The organism is Clostridium pascui (assembly GCF_016908015.1).
GTDB classification, from domain to species: Bacteria; Bacillota; Clostridia; order Clostridiales; family Clostridiaceae; genus Clostridium_AK; species Clostridium_AK pascui.
Window position 1 is genome coordinate 24,169 of record NZ_JAFBDB010000010.1, and the last position, 16,829, is coordinate 40,997.

Sequence of the window (16,829 nt, forward strand, 5' to 3'; positions counted from 1 at the left end):
ATGGGGAGGGAATAACATGCTAAATATTTCTCTAATTATTACAGCAATAATGTCTCTAACTATGATAGGATTTGGGTTCTTATTAAGCAAAAAACCACCTAAAGAAATAAACTGTATAATTGGTTACCGCTCACCAATGTCAACAAAAAATAAAGACACTTGGGAGTTTGCACATAAGTATTCAGGAAAAGTATGGATTAGAAGTGGTGTTATCAATGCAGTAGTATCAGTTGTTTTGGTACTTACCTTACAAAACTTAAGTAACTATAGCCAGCTTATGGTTGCATTGATTTACATTCAGCTTATAGTACTACTTTTAGTAATACCGCTAACAGAAATAGCATTAAGAAAAACATTTGATAATAATGGAATTAAAAAATAAGCATGAGTTATAAAACTCATGCTTTATCAAAGTATCAACTTGCCACTTGCCATGTGGGTGGCACCATTAACTATTAACCTTTTGCGTTTTCGTCGTAATTAAAGTCAGGAAGTTGTTTTAAATTTACTCCATTTGTGTCAAATAGATTTTCAGGAGAAGTTACATATTTAAACTCATATACATTAGTATCTATTAAGTCCATGACTCCATTAGCTTCTTCATATTTTTCTATTTTAGCTGGAAGTCCTGTAGCAGCATCAATATAAGCAACCTCTTTTATAGTTACTTTAGGCTGAGCCAAAAGTTCTGCTTTAGATAATTTGCCAGCATTTTTAGTTGGTATAGATTTATAAGTTCTATAAACCTTATTAAGTGTTTTTCCATCTTCAGACTTAATAGTTCCATCAGCAGTCCATTCTGAGGATGCATATGTTGCTCTCAAAGCTGTAAAAGAATTGTACTTATTAAATAAGGAATTATTATAGTCAGCTCCCTTTTGGTTAACAGCTTCAAATTCACCGCTTGTTACTTTACCATTTTCATCTCTTTGAAGCATAACTATAGTTGCTTCAAATGGAGAAAAGGGGTTAGAACTAGTACAGGATTTTAAACCTGATTTGCTGATACTAGATTTAATGCTGCCAGACATAAGCGGCTTTGAAATATGTAAAAAGGTTTCAAAGGAATATACTATACCTATTGTTATGATCACTGCAAAGTCAGACACAATTGATAAAATCCTTGGAATAGAACTAGGAGCAGATGATTATATTACAAAACCTTTTGATATAAGGGAAGTAATTGTTAGAATAAAAGCCATTTAAGGATAATGAAAATAAATTTGCAAAATAAAGAGACTTCAGAAGATATTATAGAAGGAACTGTATATAATCTTATACCTCTAAATGATGGGAATTTCATATTTACTGGCAGCATCCAAGGAACTGATGAAATTTTTATATATAACGTTAAAGGCAAAAGCTATAAGAATTTAAAGCAAGGAAATATATACAACATGGAAGTAACAGAGGATAATAAAAAAAATTGCCTATGATATTTCTAATAATAATGGGGTTTCTGAGCTGCACGCAGCACTTTTTAATAAGGATAAAATAGAGGCAGATACTACTGTTTACAGCAACGCTAGGTATGGAAATAGTTTAAAATGGAGCAAGGATGGGAAGCGACTTTTATATTTTACTGGATATAATGGAGGAAGTACGATATATAGGTTTTTATTTAAGGATTGAATGTAAAAGACTGTTATATAAATAGGACTTACTATTAAAAGTAAGTCCTTGATGGGCCTAAAAAAATCTTACGAAATAAAACGACTGAAAAAGCATCCTTATTTTGTACTATAAATCCCGAGAGTATCCCTAGTAAAGCTGCTTTTATATACAAATCTTTTCGTATATTTTTTTAGCATAATCGAGACTTATGATTTGAATACTATTCTGGATTTATCTTTATATTTTACTTTAACTTTCCAGACTTATTGAATGGGTAAACTCTATAAACTGCTTTTCCCTCAACTTGTTTAAAATCTATGAGCCCAAACTTCCTGCTGTCTTTACTTACAGGCCTGTTATCACCCAATACAAATAGTTTATTATGTCCAACTTTAACAGGAAGCTTAAACTCTCCACTTAAAGTTTCTCCTTTAATATACGCTTCTTCAAGTTTATTGCCATTTAAATAAACATATCCATTTTTAATATCAATTTCATCACCTTCAACACCAATTACTCTTTTTACTAGCCTACTATGTTCTTGGATGACATCCTTATCATTTTCAAATATTGATGCAATATTATCTATATTTCTTAAAGCATCATCAACTACAGTTCCTTTTTCTTCATCTTCAAGGAATATAATAATATCTCCTCTTTTAGGTTCTGAAAAATTATAACTTAATTTATCAACTATTAATTGTTGATTTGTAAACAGCGTATTTTCCATAGAACTTTGTTCTACGTGAACTCTAGCAAAAACCTTACTATTGATTAAAGTTGAAATAAAAAATGTTCCTAAAATTATAAAAGTCCAGCTTCTAATTTCTTTTATAACCTTTTTCTTATCCTTCATGTTTATCCCTCCATTAAATTATAATACAGTCTAAATCCTTTATATGCCTCTTTCTTTTTTTATCAAAGCTTTGTAAGTTGTGAAAAAGACTATTCTTCTTCACTTTTATACTTATTATTTTACCACACAATTTGTATATAAAGTTAATCTTGCGTAATATTTACAGTTAATTAATGTTTTACTACTCAACTATTTTCTCAATTACACCCTCCATGAGAATGTCTATAGCCGCCTCACCTTCCTCATCTAAAATAAAGGACGCCGCACTTATAAAAACAGCTTGAAACACTTTAACTACCAATGATGTGTGAACATTGAATTTTACCCCAGCCTCAGTTAGCTTTTCAACTACTAAGGAATCGTTTAAGTTATTATTTTGTATAGTCTGTGATGGTAATCGACGTGATATATACTCCCATAACTCACCGTTAATAGATGAAATAATTGGGTCAGTAAAAAATTTATCCATAATAAAGTACATCACAAGCTTTGTAAGTTTCCTTGGCTCTAATTCTTTGTTTTCATATATAAAAGAATCAAGTTGCTTGAAAATCTCTCGCTGCTTTTTTAGATTTATTTCCATAAAAAGATGTTCCTTACTTTCAAAGAAGTTATAAAATGATCCATGAGAAATACTGGCAGCTGTAGTAAGGTCATTTATAGTAACTTTTCGTAGACCATGGTCAGAAAAGAGTCTTTGTCCCTCTTTAAATAGTCGTTCTCTTATGATATCTCGTTCCTGTTCATTAAATTTTGGCATCCACTATCACCTCATTTGTATTATCTAAAAACCATTTTGCCACCTGCTCACATATTTCATCTGCACGAAAATAGTAGCTATTGTGAATATCGTCAATAACGTATAATCTTTTACTACACGCTAGCTTATCATAATAACGTTTAAAATAATCAGGAGAAAAGTAGCGGTCTGATAAAGTTTGAAATACTAGCACTGGGCATTTTGGCTCACCTTTAATATAACTATTCTTTCCTATTAAAATTTCCATAAATGCTGCTAACCAATTAATATTTGCTTTAAACATCTGTGGATTCTCTAGAAGTGCCATCTTATAAAGCCTATCGTCCTGTTCCTTGTTTTTTCCATAATACTTTGGCGGAGTCATATTAAAATAAAGACTAGGAGATATTTTCTTAAGAAACTTCAGCATTATATAGCCCATTTTTCCAAGGCATAATGGAATGCCTATTGGTGATAAATCCTCATATATGCCAACACCATACTGAGCAAAAGCATCTAATCTATTGCTGTATGATGCATAATATTGTCCCATAATTCCACCTATACCTGTACCGCCAAAAAAGAACAACTTACCATTGAAGTTTTCTTTTATATAATCTACACAACTATCCAAATCAGATATCACCCCTAAGGCAGTAAATTCATTAATACTGCCCTCACTGTTACCAATACCGGATAAATCCACCGCAAAGATATTGAAACCATACTTTGACAGCGGCTCGTATGCTTTTTTTGCCAATCCTGCCACCGAGGCTACTGGCGTCTGAATATATAATATATTTGGTGCATCAATTGATATGAAATAGTGACGACAAAATAGTTGCCGCCCTTTCTTATTAAGAATTGATATTTCATTCCACATATGTTTGCCTTTCATTAAAATCCCCCTTGTAATTATATGACTAATTTTATTTTATAGTCATATAATAAGCTGAAATTTTTAAGCTGTCAAGAATTTCTTGGTATTCACATGAAACTTAATAGTAAAAAATAAAGCACCTATCTAGCGAAGTAAAATACTCCCTGTCAAGTAGACAGAGAGCATTTTTATTTCTGATAAATATTTTTAAGTGGTGCGTTATGAAAAAGAATAAATCCTAATAAAATAAAAAGCGATAAATAATTATGAAGTTTTTATTATTTAAATTGTTGAGAATTCATAATAACTTTTGCTATTGGTTTCCAATCATTCATTTGTTCTTTTGTACAATTAAATGTTGAAAGTAATAATCTTCCATCCAAATCAGTGAACCATATTAAATTATAAACCTCTGTATCAACTGCAGGGGTTAGTACTTCTAGAACGCCCACATCTTTTCCATTAATCTTTTCTACACTTGAGTTATACCATTGTGCAGATGGATACATATTTTCAAAACTTTTTTTCAAAGTATTCATATATGCTGAGATTTCACTGTTTTTTGCTTGGTTTTGTGTATGATTTAGTGCAATATTAATCGATCCATTTTCATTAGTATAAATTATTGTTGGTCTTCTTTCTGAAGGATACTTCGTCTTAGCCATTTCTTCTGACATAATACTGAAAGACTTTGGAATTAGCATATCAGCTTTATTTGATAAAACACTCATCTTTTCTAGCTTTATTTTCTCCTTACCTGCTTCAAATTCTGTTTTAGGACCTTCTGTTTTAGCAGCTTCTGTTTTAGTACTTTCTGTTTTAGTAGCGTCTGTTTTAATACTTTTTCCACAACCATTAAATAGAATTGAAGTACCTATAATAATTAGGACAAAGTATAAAGTCATGATTTTTTTCATTAAATTTTCCTCCTTTTAATACCTCATAATTTAATTATTGAATAATATGAATAGCATAATTAAATTAACATATATAAATAAAAATGTTAATACATTTGGCACGAAACGTACAAATCTGAACATAAACGGAACAAAATTAGTGACTTTGGGTGTGGTATGTGCGATTCATAATTTGCAAATAAATAAAGCTAACCTAAATTTGATTAGCTTTTGCCTACTATTAATCACATATATCAAGAATAACATTTAATAATTTTTTCTCTTTCACTTGCATACTCAAAAACATTGTGGCACAGTATCACATCAAATGATTCATCTTCAAAATTCTTAACTGCATTTATATCTCCTTTTATTTGAGTATACTCATTTTCTGTAAATCTATCCTGAAGCGTCTTTTCATCTGGCTCAATTGCTATAACCTCATTGTCTATAGCAAAATGGTCAGCTGTTATACCATTTCCACTTCCAAAATCTAAGACTCTTTTATTATGTATAAATTTTAGTTGGTCTCATATCATTTTCTTTTGTAATAATTCCCAAGGAACAATAGCCTTAACAATCATTTTTAACACCTCTTATTATTAAACTATATAAATAATTTTTTCTTCATCTTTATTTACTTTTGCGCTACAAAATAAGAAAATTGTTCCTAAATTTATTATAATGGAGACTCTATAATAAACTCATTAGGGATTAAGTGTTCATCAATATCATAAAATTTAATTTCATCACTATTTTCTGAACTTATTACTGTAAAAGGTTTAGTATTTTCAATTAGTATTTCTTTTGTATGTATCCCATTATCTATTTCTATCCTTGATACGTGCATCTTGTTTAAAGATAAAAATATATATCCTTGACCATTACTAGTAACTTTTAAAATTTCGTCTGAAATTCCTGGCAAACCTCCACCTAAACGAAAGAAATATCCTAATGATAATCCAGGTCTATTTTGATATATAGAGAATGTATACTTACTTAAATCCTCTGAATAAAAAAGTAAAGCTCCAAAATCATCATTAATATCTTTCGCTGTAATCCATTCTTCTGGAATCCTATGTGCTTTACGAGCATCCTCTTCTGTATTATCTTTTGATACTCCTATATTTCCTTGACTTATTAGCACTATAATCACCAAAAAAAATATACTTAATATCGTAATAATATATTTTTTAAATTTCATATACTCCCCCATGATATTTATTAGATATAGACTTCTCTGAAAACAAGTCTGCCTATATCTTTACCAACCTTAAGTTTATAAAGTCTTATGTTATTTCATCTTAGATTAATCTTGGTATGTGAAATTATAACATTATGTCATAATGCAGATACAAAATCTAACGCTTAATCAATCCATCTATTTTTTATATAGTATCTTACATAAAATGGTGATATACATAATACTGTAAAAAACCAGGCAAAATAAGCAATAATAAAAAATACGTCGAATAAATCAAAAAGAGTTTTTTTAAATACTAAAGGAAGTATAATTAAAGCAGAATTTATTAAACGATAAATAAAATATATATGATGCTTAGTTCTACAATTATTACATTCTATAGTTCCATATCCTTCAGAAATTGATTTCATAATAGTTTTCCATTTGAATTCATTAGAGCAATTCTTACATCTCTGAATAGGCAAATTAAATACCCTCCTCTTAAATTATTTCATGAATTAACACGATATTACTTAAATCTTCATTTAAAAGTTTATGAAGTCTTATGTATGTTATTTCCTCTTAAATTAATCTTAGTATGTAAAATAAGAAGAATCTGTCTTATACTTTATCGTTTTATTATCAATAAATCCATTTATTTTCCATATGTGCTATAATATTCACATAATCAATTTCAAATGTGAAAGGAACATAATATCATGATTGATAAGTTTCTACGTAACTTGCAGGAAGATATATTTGATGAAAAAGGATACTACTTTTTATACATTATTGTATCTTGCATATCCTTTGTGATTACTATTGAACAATATAAATTATTATGCGAAGTAATTAGGCTTATATTAAGTGCAACAGCTCTACTGCTTTTAACGTTAATTTATCTTAGATGTAAGGATTCTAGAAGTGAGAAACAAGGGAAGTCCATTTTTCACTATATTCTTTTCTTTATTGTATTAACTTTAGCTTGTATATATAATATTAAAAAGTTGAATTAAAAATTAAGACTTTGCTAATGAATAGTGGTGATTAAGTGAACTCATTTTATATTAATGTACTTTTTGGCTATTTTAGAAAATTTAATATCACTAATAAATTTTATTAACTAATAATTTAAACCTTAGTCGTCATATTCTACTGTTTTATAATATTTCTACTACCTATCTTCCTTTTTAGCTTTGTTATATCCATTAATAATTAACACTGAAGATATTAATGATAGGAAATATGAAATATCACTGTCACTTGGTAAAAGTCTACTTACAATAACAAACAATAGAATTGATAATCCAAAAACCTGTAACAAAAATCTATTTTCTTTTTTCTTAAATAGATCACTTTCAGTAAAAAATGATATGCCATCCGTTATATTTTTTCTATCATCACTTTCTCTCAAGATCATGCTCCCCCCATGATATTTATTAGATACAGACTTCTCTACGAACAAGTCTGCCTATGTCTTTATTCACTTTAATCATATATGAGCTTAGATTATAATACTCTTGCGCCACAAAATACTATAATTGCGCCATAGTTTCCCTTTAATATTTCATCAGTCCTTAATGTTTTTTATCTGGACTTTAGAAATTACTTTTTCTTTTTTACTTTTGGAGTAGGAAGTTCTTCATACATCTCTGTAATTAGTCGATATAAGAACTCTTTGTTATCAACATCATCAACTAAAAGCATTGGTTTTGCACCATCATAAGGCAATTCCTCGGTTGTCTCTAGCATCAACTGTCTGCTGGCTTTGGTTATCTTAACCAAAAAACGGTCATCATATATTCCTCCAAAAATCTTTCCTTGAAAATATAAAATATATTCTCCCATCATTTTTCTATAAGAAATATTGTCCAGTATATCTAACTGTCCAATAATAAAATCTAAATATTCTTGACTAGATGCCATATCTTATCTCCTCCACAAATTTAAAATTTATTCTCCCAGTTCTTTTTTTAAATCTGCTATATAAAGTGATTGCTGTTTTTTTAGATACAAACCTACAAATAAATTCATTATAGGATTATTTACTGATACTTCTTCTATAAATTCAATCTGCGTACTATTGTTAGTAATAGGACTAAAAACTCCAATCCAATGACCATTCATGTTTTTATTACTCATATCGAATTCATATCGCTCATAAGGCTTTTTTAAAGTAATATTAAATTTAGTAGGGAAATTATCTTTTGTATATTCTGTAAAAGAGTTTCCATCTATTGAAACATCAATTTTACTTAAATCGCTCCGCCACTCATATTTATTGTTATTTGTAACTATTTCCCATACTTTTTTAATATCTGTTTTAAATGTCGCTGTAATGGTTGATTTCTTCATAGCATACATTCTCCCTCATAAATTTACTGTTTATAATAATCAACTTAAAATTACTATTTAGTTACTTGTACTCATTCGGAACAGGAATATCAAATTTCTCGCACAATAGTTTTACATCATGCACATCATTTTCATCATGCTCATAGCCCAAGTGAAATAATACTTGATTTTCAGCATTAATACATCTTACCACTTTATCACCTATTTTCCCAATCCCACTAAACACATCTGGGGGATATGCTTCTCTCTCAAAAACAATGTACTCTTGTTCGTTGAATTTAAATATATGAAGATCAATTATCCTACCTTTAATATCTTTTCAAACCGTGTGAGATATGGTTGTATATGCTAATATATAAGTATTATAGATTACTGTTGTAAGGCTTAATTATAATATTCACAATTAAATCTGTATTATCTTTTGTCATAATAAAAAATATTCTCAATTATATTTGGTAAAACTTTGTAAATTGAGCAATTCATTTTTCTTTCAAAATATTCTTTTATTTCAAAAAGCTTATTCCATCTCATAACAGTATATTCATTCGCACTATACCTACGTGTTACATCAACTAACCGTTGTTCAATCAAGCAAAATCCTGTTGGTAGCGCTAAAGCATCGCATAATTGAATCAATAAATCATAATCATCATAGATTACCGAATCAATATACTTTTTTATAAAATTATAGTCCTCTTTAGTTATATCTAACTTACCAATTACAGACCTTATATCTTTTATACTATATGAATGGGTAATACATATTTTAGCTACATCATCCCAACCTTGATTACTACAATATTTAAATCCTTCAATTGTATGTCTTTCTTGTACTACACCAACCCTTCGACCTATATCATGTAACAATCCTAAAATATAAGCCTTATTACTATCCATATCATCACAAAATCCAGAAATATTTTTACAAGCCAGAGCTACATACTCTGAATGTTTTACCCATTTTCCTTTATTTAGTCTTTCTGCTTCTCTTAAAGCATTTATTGCAATATCTTTATTAGGATACTTTTTATTCATAACTAATACCTTCTTACTTTTTATAATTGATAAATCTTTTTTACAGTTGTGACGCATAATTTCTACTGCTACGACACTTTAAAAGAAGATTACGAATTAAACACACTTATTATTCTTGATATATTTTTCTATAACTTCAATATCTGGAGGGCTAATCTCAATTGGTAAGTTATCAATTTCAAAGAATTTTAAAGAACTGCTTTCTTCATTATCTATATGTAATTCACCACTATATACATTTGTGGTAACAACATTATATACTTCATCACCATGAGGGTATATATAATGTTGTCTTTCACCAGAAAAAACGCCAAATAATTTTAAATCCTTTAAACTTATTGACAAACCTGTTTCTTCTTTCACTTCCCTAATAGCAGTTTCTTCAACTTTCTCACCTATTTCTATTGAGCCACCAGGTAAACCCCATTTTTTATTATCAGTTCTTAACTGCATTAGGATTTTATTTTTATCACTAATAATTACACACGTTCCACACTGAATTAGTGGTCTTTTACCAACAAATTTCCTCAACTCAAGTATATAATTACTCATAGTTTCCTCCCATTATTTATTTCTAATGTATAATTTAGTTCATCATATTATACTGCTGCCACACTTTATAAGAATATAACAGATTTACCTTATCAATAGTTTATTTCTAAAATAGCCACCTATTGAAATGGTTAATAACATTATCGAATTAAATATCGGGGAGTATTTAAACCCTTTAACTAATATTACACTTCCTGTAAGTATTGCTAATACACCTGTTAATATACCTGTAATCTTACTTCTTTTAATATATTCTTCTGTATCTTTAGCTCTATGAGAACGGATAGTCATTTTTTTATAAATATTTTCTGGAAGTAGTTCTAAAATAATAGCTATACCTCCTAATACTAAATAAACATATGCAAAAGATGTAGAATTCATAATATACCTCCTAATTTATAACAATACACTCTTCTATTTAATATTAATGTACTTTTTTGCTATTTTAGAAAAAATAATATCTATAAGAAAATAGAGAGATGGTAAAGCAACAGCAGATGGACTATTATAAATTATGCATAAAACTCCTGAGAACATAATCCAAATACATTCCAATGTATTTCTAATAATCATTATTTTATTAAACGTTGTTTTATCAATAACTTCGTAGTTTTCTTCATTTAATCCACGTACTAAAGAAGGCATATTATATCTATTATTAAATGTGTAAATCCCTACATAAATTGCACCAATAATATAAACTACCCCAATTATAATTCTTAGCATAAAACTTTCGCCCCTCTATTTTAATCGCACTAATAAATTTTATTAACTAATAATTTAGGCTTTAGTCGTCATATTCTACTGTTGTATAATATTTCTACTGCCTATCTTCCTTTTTAGCTTTGTTATATCCATTAATAATTAACACTGAAGATATTACTGATAGGAAATATGAAATATCGCTGTCACTTGGTAAAAGTCTACTTACAATAACAAACAATAGAATTGATAATCCAAAAACCTGTAACAAAAATCTATTTTCTTTTTTCTTAAATAGATCACTTTCAGTAAAAAATGATATGCCATCCGTTATATTTTTTCTATCATCACTTTCTCTCAAGATCAACTCCCCCATGATATTTATTAGATATACACTTCTCTACAAACAAGTCTGCCTATGTCTTTATTCACTTTAATCATATATAAGCTCTGATTATAATACTCTTGCGCCACAAAATAAGAAAAGGCGTCGTTGGACTATAAACAGGTTTAGTGGCAAATGCTATATGCCCCATATAACTCCCAAAAGAATTATGCTCTTTCGTTTACCCAGCCACTGCTGAAGAGCAGTTTGAAGGAAATACCTGCAGCCATATTCCTCTCCTAAAAGTAAAATAAACTGGGATAGAAACGAAAAGGGTGAAACAAATAGGATCTTCATAAATATTTTTATGTCCTAATTAACATGCATATAATTGTATATATTAAAATTTAAATATTCACCAAAAGCACTCCTATACCATTAAATATTATCCAAATCTCTCTAATAATTAATATTACTATTGTTGGCGAATAAAAAAAGGTTTTATATTTACTTTTTTCATTTTTTATTAAAAATTTTATATATATGAATTTACTCCTAATATGCAATCTATCAAACACATTTAGAGATTTGCATATAACATAAGTTGTAAGGATTATAATAATTAAAATCCCTAGACGAATAAATATAAATTGAATGTTACTCATAGCTGGAAATAAGAATAGTGTTATATAACCAATGATTGCAAGTATCACATTCACATAAAAATGCATAAAAATAGGATATATTAAATTTCCTGTTATAACATAAACAGATCCCAGCATTATTCCAACTACAAATGTATCAATAAAGCGAATACCATGCATAAATCCAAATAAAACTGCTGATACTATTATTGCAAAAACATTACCATGATTTTTTAGTCTTTGTAAAATAATTCCTCTATATAACATTTCTTCAAACATAGCTGCCATACATCCAGCCAATAAGGTATCCATTCTAAAGGAATTTATTTCTTCAACACGATTAGCTGATACTGTAGATAATATATTGCCAATGCCAGAAAAATAATTAAATGAAATACTAAAAAAAGTCGATATAGATATCAGTAATAAAGATAGAGATAAACTAGCCTTAATTCCTGTTAATTTTTTTTCATGTTGATAAAACGCTTCTCTAGCTCTTATCTTAAATATGAAATAAATGAATATAAAAAGAAAACTGTAACTTATTAAGTAACTTATAGTTGTAGATAAGTATTTTGAAATTATATGAATCGCAATATTAGCTTTATAAACTAAAATCTCAATTGCATACTTTAATAAAATAATTCCACCTACTGTGGTTGATATCCTTTCTAAATTTACGGTTGTTTCTAATTTCACTTTAATTTCACTCCAATAGTTTAAGATTTTAATTAATTCCTCTTCATAAAATACTTCCATATAGAGTAGTAATTAAATCCTGAATTTTATCAACTATGATAAAATCTTGAATACAACCCTTCAAAGTAAAATATAAACTCTTTAAAAAATTTGTAATATTAATTTTTTGATGATACCATTCGATTGACGAGTTACTCGTAGAGTTGTACTTTTTAAAACTTTCCAACCATAACACTATATCATATTCATCAATTTCGTTTCTCATGAAAATACTTCTCACGGCAACGCTTATCCGGTCAGGTTCTCCATCAATGTATACGTACTTTCCCTGGCATATTTTTAACTGCAATATCATAAGTAGCTTTTGCAAATCTTCTTTACAGAGAACAGTACATTGTGCCAATTCATCAATTACGTCAGCTCCATGTGCTGCTGAATGAGCCCACCCCTTATTGTCTATGTACCCTCTTAAATCCATTTCTTTAGTATAGTACTCGATTATGAGGTTTTTCGTTTCGAAAATTACATTATGAGGTAAAAAATTTTTTTTGATTGTGGGAATATAATATCAAAGCTATAATAAGTGCAGAAAAGGTACGAGTGAAAACTGTATCATCATTTTCAGCACCAACACACTTCATCAAATGCTGGCTATCTATACAAATTGCCAAAAAAGTTTGAATCTGTTGAGTAGTAAACCGATTTTGATTAATCCATTTTGCAAAAACATCATAAATTAAATCATCACGCAGGGTTGCATCCGTTGTTCCAATGTGTTTAAGCATATCCAATGCGTAAGAATAATATAAATTCTCACAGTTAATCACATAATTATCTCTTTTAATTTGTGTTAATTTAAGTTTTAATGTCTCCGCTGTCATTCTTTCCACCCTATTTGTGGTTAGATAACTCTGTTTCTATTCTAAAGATATAGATTCATAAAGTTATATAAATAATCTCCACTACAACTTCTGAATTAAATAATGTTCTTTTTATAATAAAAATGCCTATAAACACTAATCAACATTAAAATAATTATTAAGTCTGTTCATTTTACTGGAATACTGTTCATCAGAAAAATAACCCATCTCTTTCACTTCTCTTAGTACCCTTGCATATTTTTCATACTGCTCATAATCCTTCTTTTTAACGCCCTTATTTTGATAAAGTTCTATTACTTCTTGGAGTTCAGAATTGCTTAGTACCTCTATATCCCGTAATTTAACTAATCCAAAATCCTTGCTTTCTGGAATGATTTTATCTTGTTTATTTAACAATGGATTAATTGCTAACCTAACAGCTATGAATATTATAACCAAAAGCATAATAGAGCAAAGTAAAATTACACTTATATCCATTTTTTATCCCCCTATGAGATTATAAATGCTTAATCATATCGGCAATGTTTTACTGTTATGATACAAATAAAAAAACTATACAATATGTCATCTTGAATTTTTATCAATATAAATAAATATTATTTTTTTCTTGTATCCCTTTTTCCTTTTGTATCGATTATAATCTTCTCGCATTTTTCGCAATAAAATACATCTTCAACACTTTCACCCATGCCTGCAAGAATTATACCCCTTGAAAACCATTGTAATAACGATCCTCTGTCTTTGTCCTTTGGCACCCATTTAATTGCGTATCTATCTCTATGAATAACTCCGTTATCCATTTCTTCATTACAATAAGGGCAACGCATTATATCACATCCTCACATTTTATCAATTTTAGAATAACCTTCATATATAAGAAATCCTGAAAAAATCAACTCAATTAGTATTATAATCTTTACCAGGGGATGAACGTGCTCAAATGCATAAGTTGAGCCAACACCTGGCAATGATTGAGCAAATGATATTGCAACTATCAATTGAGTAAACGTTATAAATAGTAAATAACTTCCCAATTTAAACATTTTATATTCCCCCTACTTCTTTTTATTTAGTTTACCATATATTAACTATCGTGTATTAAGAATTGTTTTTAATATAAATTTTCAAGGCTTTAATAGCTAAATATAGAGTATATAGACCAGCCCCTGCAAACACTATCCATAGAATAAATGGTACAATCGTAAAAATCCAAGGGATAAAACTCATAATTTACGCTCCTCTCTTTTATTTATGGCATTCAATGCCATAATAAGAGAAATAATATTTAACGAGATAACTATGGACAATAGTGCCACTTCTGCACTTCCATAAGAAGGCAATATATTAAAGTATATATAACGTAAGAGACAACCTAAAGGAAATGCGAAAAAACTTAATAAAATACTAGGTAATAATTTTTTCATTCCCATCCCTCCTATATTAATATTAGGCTTATTCTATCCTTGTGCCGCAAGATAAGAAATTTGAGTACTATCATAAATCCCATGGTACTATTTAGATTCCGAATTATAATTCATATCTAAAACTTTATCACTCTTAATTTTAGAATTAATATTGAAATTGAATTTTCTACCTTCGTCCATTTTTATATTATTAAAAAATTTATATGCAATTAATAGCAATAATACTCCGCATACTAGCTCAACTATGTTAAATTTAAGGCTGCCAACATCTAAAAACGGAAGATATATTGATATTATCACCAGGAAGTTATTTGCAAAATGTAAAAACATGCTAAGTAATAATGAATTGGTTTTGATATATATAAATCCCAATATTATTCCTAAGAAAAATCCATTTACTCCTTGATGAATATTTAAATGCACTATTGCAAATAACAGTGCGGAAATACCTATGGCCTTTAAACTTCCATACCTCTTATATAGTTGTTCTAATATTATTCCTCTATAAATTATTTCCTCAAAAACTGGGGCAGCCACAATAACTGAAATAATAAATAATGGGATAGCATAGCTAATATTTTCATTAACAGCATTTTCTAAAGCACCTTCCAGCCATGGACTCATTGGAATGTTTGACATTAATAATCCTAAGCTATTTTCATAAAATGCCCTATACCCTATTGCTGCTAAAATTATATATATACATTCCTTTAATTTAGGCTTGTATTGAATTTTCAATTTAAAGTTTTCTTTCAAATTAATTTCCTTAATTATTTTTCTAATAACCCAAATATATGATAGTATGCTAACTAATCCTCTGATATATAAAATAATGACATTAACATTTTTATCTTCAGAATATATAGATAATACACCCGAAAAAAATATTAGTACTATATTAAAAGCAATTTCAAATAGTACTAGTAATATATTGATTTTAAAAAATAATTTTATACTTTCTTTTATAGATATTCCTTCTTGCTGAGTTAATATTTCCATAGCTTCTACCTTTCTTTGTATAGTAACATCATCAACTAAAAATAGTTAATAAATCTAATAAAATATATATTTGATGGTGACCTATCAATATTTTAAATGATAGTTCCCAAACCTTTGCCAATAAATATAATTTTTCTACTGCTTGCCTTCTTTTTTAGCCTTGTTATATCCATTAATAATTAACACTGAAGATATTAATGATAGGAAATATTACTGTACCCACTTAGTAAAAGTCTACTATTAGATTATTTGTTTCTCAAATTTATATTACTTATAATTAGAATACATGAAAATATTATTACCAATATAACTCCACCGAAAGAAATAACTCCAAATAATCTATAAATCATATGTGTAAATGCATTTGCACCTGAAGCGCCTCCAAACATTGTATATGTTGCACTAAAAAAATATGGACTCTGTAGTAATGTAAGCATAAAACTTCCTAAAATACAGTATAATAATTTTACGTTTTTTGTGTTATTCATTTAAATTTCCCCCCACTATTTTGCAATATCCTAATTTTAATCTACAAAATGTAAAAGTTATTCACTAATCTTATAACTGCTATATACCATAATGAAGTATAAGGTATTTATTAGATATAACCTTCTCTGAAAACAATTGCAATTTTCTGAAACTCTCAACAAGCTTATCTCTAGATATTTCAATTATTTCATAGCTTCCTTCTGGCATATACGTATCATTTCCTGTAAAACAGTAATTTCCAGTAAGTTTTAGAGTAGATGGCCCAATTGAAAATATGTCAGCCCATGACTTTGCTAAACTTACAATAACTTCCGCTCCTTCTTTATCAAACAATGTAATTCCATAATTATTTAATCCAAATCCCTTTTGGTAATTCATTGCTGGATTAATTGATGGTATCCAATTTAAAGTATCCTGTATATATTCAATTATATCATCATGAATTAATACAACATTATTTAAACCTCTATTTAAAAAATGATATCCGTCATACCCCATTTCTTCATACTCATCGTATGTTACTAAAAAAAATTCATGCTCAAGTCCCATAAAAATC

Annotated in this window: 30 protein-coding genes and 1 pseudogene; 3 read left to right on the forward strand and 28 right to left on the reverse strand. The window is 28.4% G+C overall.

All coding sequences use genetic code 11. From position 1 onward, the window contains the following. Positions 1-16: 16 nt before the first annotated feature. Positions 17-382 carry an SdpI family protein gene (locus tag JOC70_RS17690; protein WP_204600196.1) on the forward strand — a complete coding sequence of 122 codons (366 nt, stop codon included), beginning with the start codon at positions 17-19 and terminating at the stop codon, positions 380-382. Between the two features lie 73 nt (positions 383-455). Here the strand turns inward: JOC70_RS17690 and JOC70_RS17695 are convergent, their stop codons facing one another. Then, on the reverse strand, positions 456-938 hold the full coding sequence (locus JOC70_RS17695; RefSeq protein ID WP_204600197.1) for a hypothetical protein: 483 nt from the start codon (positions 936-938) through the stop codon (positions 456-458). Between the two features lie 4 nt (positions 939-942). Here JOC70_RS17695 and JOC70_RS17700 point away from each other — a divergent pair, with 4 nt between their 5' ends. Both JOC70_RS17700 and JOC70_RS17705 read left to right on the forward strand, forming a co-directional pair. Then, positions 943-1,206: a response regulator transcription factor gene (locus JOC70_RS17700; protein WP_341534920.1), complete on the forward strand. Its 264-nt coding sequence runs from the start codon at positions 943-945 to the stop codon at positions 1,204-1,206. A 17-nt stretch (positions 1,207-1,223) separates the two neighbouring features. After that, positions 1,224-1,436 (forward strand): hypothetical protein, encoded by a 213-nt coding sequence (locus JOC70_RS17705; protein ID WP_204600198.1) that lies wholly within the window; start codon positions 1,224-1,226, stop codon positions 1,434-1,436. A gap of 422 nt (positions 1,437-1,858) precedes the next feature. Here JOC70_RS17705 and lepB read toward each other — a convergent pair whose 3' ends face one another. The 27 genes and pseudogenes from lepB to JOC70_RS17835 all read right to left on the reverse strand — a co-directional run bounded on the left by lepB (position 1,859) and on the right by JOC70_RS17835 (position 16,822). Next, on the reverse strand, positions 1,859-2,470 hold the full coding sequence (gene lepB, locus JOC70_RS17710) for a signal peptidase I (protein ID WP_204600199.1): 612 nt from the start codon (positions 2,468-2,470) through the stop codon (positions 1,859-1,861). Between the two features lie 181 nt (positions 2,471-2,651). Next, positions 2,652-3,230: a TetR/AcrR family transcriptional regulator gene (locus JOC70_RS17715; protein WP_204600200.1), complete on the reverse strand. Its 579-nt coding sequence runs from the start codon at positions 3,228-3,230 to the stop codon at positions 2,652-2,654. After that, a complete protein-coding gene (locus JOC70_RS17720; protein WP_204600201.1) occupies positions 3,217-4,107 on the reverse strand; it encodes a serine aminopeptidase domain-containing protein in 891 nt (296 codons plus the stop codon). The genes JOC70_RS17715 and JOC70_RS17720 overlap by 14 nt, the downstream gene beginning before the upstream one ends. Before the next feature lie 260 nt (positions 4,108-4,367). After that, positions 4,368-5,006 carry a hypothetical protein gene (locus JOC70_RS17725; RefSeq protein WP_204600202.1) on the reverse strand — a complete coding sequence of 213 codons (639 nt, stop codon included), beginning with the start codon at positions 5,004-5,006 and terminating at the stop codon, positions 4,368-4,370. A gap of 233 nt (positions 5,007-5,239) precedes the next feature. Next, on the reverse strand, positions 5,240-5,500 hold the full coding sequence (locus JOC70_RS19295) for a class I SAM-dependent methyltransferase (protein WP_341534921.1): 261 nt from the start codon (positions 5,498-5,500) through the stop codon (positions 5,240-5,242). Positions 5,501-5,664: 164 nt separating this feature from the next. Further along, positions 5,665-6,189 (reverse strand): hypothetical protein, encoded by a 525-nt coding sequence (locus JOC70_RS17735; protein ID WP_204600203.1) that lies wholly within the window; start codon positions 6,187-6,189, stop codon positions 5,665-5,667. A 164-nt stretch (positions 6,190-6,353) separates the two neighbouring features. Then, positions 6,354-6,653: a TIGR04104 family putative zinc finger protein gene (locus JOC70_RS17740; RefSeq protein WP_204600204.1), complete on the reverse strand. Its 300-nt coding sequence runs from the start codon at positions 6,651-6,653 to the stop codon at positions 6,354-6,356. Positions 6,654-7,342: 689 nt separating this feature from the next. After that, positions 7,343-7,582, reverse strand: a complete 240-nt coding sequence (locus JOC70_RS17745; protein ID WP_204600205.1) for a hypothetical protein — start codon at positions 7,580-7,582, stop codon at positions 7,343-7,345. Positions 7,583-7,773: 191 nt separating this feature from the next. Further along, a complete protein-coding gene (locus JOC70_RS17750) occupies positions 7,774-8,094 on the reverse strand; it encodes a TfoX/Sxy family protein (RefSeq protein WP_204600206.1) in 321 nt (106 codons plus the stop codon). A 27-nt stretch (positions 8,095-8,121) separates the two neighbouring features. After that, positions 8,122-8,523, reverse strand: a complete 402-nt coding sequence (locus JOC70_RS17755; protein ID WP_204600207.1) for a polyketide cyclase — start codon at positions 8,521-8,523, stop codon at positions 8,122-8,124. Between the two features lie 61 nt (positions 8,524-8,584). Then, positions 8,585-8,836 carry a nucleotidyltransferase domain-containing protein gene (locus JOC70_RS19650; protein ID WP_423880689.1) on the reverse strand — a complete coding sequence of 84 codons (252 nt, stop codon included), beginning with the start codon at positions 8,834-8,836 and terminating at the stop codon, positions 8,585-8,587. A 101-nt stretch (positions 8,837-8,937) separates the two neighbouring features. Beyond that, a complete protein-coding gene (locus tag JOC70_RS17765; RefSeq protein ID WP_204600208.1) occupies positions 8,938-9,558 on the reverse strand; it encodes an HD domain-containing protein in 621 nt (206 codons plus the stop codon). A gap of 96 nt (positions 9,559-9,654) precedes the next feature. Next, positions 9,655-10,110, reverse strand: a complete 456-nt coding sequence (locus tag JOC70_RS17770; protein WP_204600209.1) for an NUDIX hydrolase — start codon at positions 10,108-10,110, stop codon at positions 9,655-9,657. 84 nt (positions 10,111-10,194) lie between these two features. After that, positions 10,195-10,491, reverse strand: coding sequence for a hypothetical protein (locus JOC70_RS17775; protein WP_204600210.1), 297 nt, complete (start codon positions 10,489-10,491; stop codon positions 10,195-10,197). 33 nt (positions 10,492-10,524) lie between these two features. Further along, positions 10,525-10,836, reverse strand: coding sequence for a hypothetical protein (locus JOC70_RS17780; protein WP_204600211.1), 312 nt, complete (start codon positions 10,834-10,836; stop codon positions 10,525-10,527). 94 nt (positions 10,837-10,930) lie between these two features. Further along, entirely contained in the window at positions 10,931-11,173 is a 243-nt protein-coding gene (locus JOC70_RS17785) for a hypothetical protein (RefSeq protein WP_204600212.1), read from the reverse strand. A gap of 165 nt (positions 11,174-11,338) precedes the next feature. Continuing rightward, a pseudogene (locus JOC70_RS19300) lies at positions 11,339-11,485 on the reverse strand (CPBP family glutamic-type intramembrane protease); the annotation flags it as partial. A 59-nt stretch (positions 11,486-11,544) separates the two neighbouring features. Beyond that, positions 11,545-12,480 (reverse strand): CPBP family glutamic-type intramembrane protease, encoded by a 936-nt coding sequence (locus JOC70_RS19575; protein WP_204600213.1) that lies wholly within the window; start codon positions 12,478-12,480, stop codon positions 11,545-11,547. Between the two features lie 43 nt (positions 12,481-12,523). Next, positions 12,524-12,958, reverse strand: a complete 435-nt coding sequence (locus tag JOC70_RS17795; RefSeq protein WP_423880688.1) for a DUF2785 domain-containing protein — start codon at positions 12,956-12,958, stop codon at positions 12,524-12,526. A 49-nt stretch (positions 12,959-13,007) separates the two neighbouring features. Beyond that, positions 13,008-13,361: a DUF2785 domain-containing protein gene (locus JOC70_RS17800; protein ID WP_204600214.1), complete on the reverse strand. Its 354-nt coding sequence runs from the start codon at positions 13,359-13,361 to the stop codon at positions 13,008-13,010. Between the two features lie 135 nt (positions 13,362-13,496). Beyond that, on the reverse strand, positions 13,497-13,838 hold the full coding sequence (locus JOC70_RS17805) for a hypothetical protein (protein WP_204600215.1): 342 nt from the start codon (positions 13,836-13,838) through the stop codon (positions 13,497-13,499). Between the two features lie 119 nt (positions 13,839-13,957). Further along, positions 13,958-14,188, reverse strand: coding sequence for a PF20097 family protein (locus JOC70_RS17810; RefSeq protein ID WP_204600216.1), 231 nt, complete (start codon positions 14,186-14,188; stop codon positions 13,958-13,960). Between the two features lie 12 nt (positions 14,189-14,200). Continuing rightward, entirely contained in the window at positions 14,201-14,404 is a 204-nt protein-coding gene (locus tag JOC70_RS17815) for a hypothetical protein (RefSeq protein ID WP_204600217.1), read from the reverse strand. A 180-nt stretch (positions 14,405-14,584) separates the two neighbouring features. Further along, entirely contained in the window at positions 14,585-14,785 is a 201-nt protein-coding gene (locus JOC70_RS17820) for a hypothetical protein (RefSeq protein WP_204600218.1), read from the reverse strand. Between the two features lie 87 nt (positions 14,786-14,872). Then, the gene (locus JOC70_RS17825; protein WP_204600219.1) at positions 14,873-15,784 is read right to left on the reverse strand and encodes a CPBP family intramembrane glutamic endopeptidase; all 912 of its coding nucleotides are present in this window, start codon (positions 15,782-15,784) and stop codon (positions 14,873-14,875) included. A 245-nt stretch (positions 15,785-16,029) separates the two neighbouring features. Further along, on the reverse strand, positions 16,030-16,272 hold the full coding sequence (locus JOC70_RS17830; protein ID WP_204600220.1) for a hypothetical protein: 243 nt from the start codon (positions 16,270-16,272) through the stop codon (positions 16,030-16,032). A gap of 79 nt (positions 16,273-16,351) precedes the next feature. Then, entirely contained in the window at positions 16,352-16,822 is a 471-nt protein-coding gene (locus JOC70_RS17835) for a hypothetical protein (RefSeq protein WP_204600221.1), read from the reverse strand. Positions 16,823-16,829: the final 7 nt, after the last annotated feature.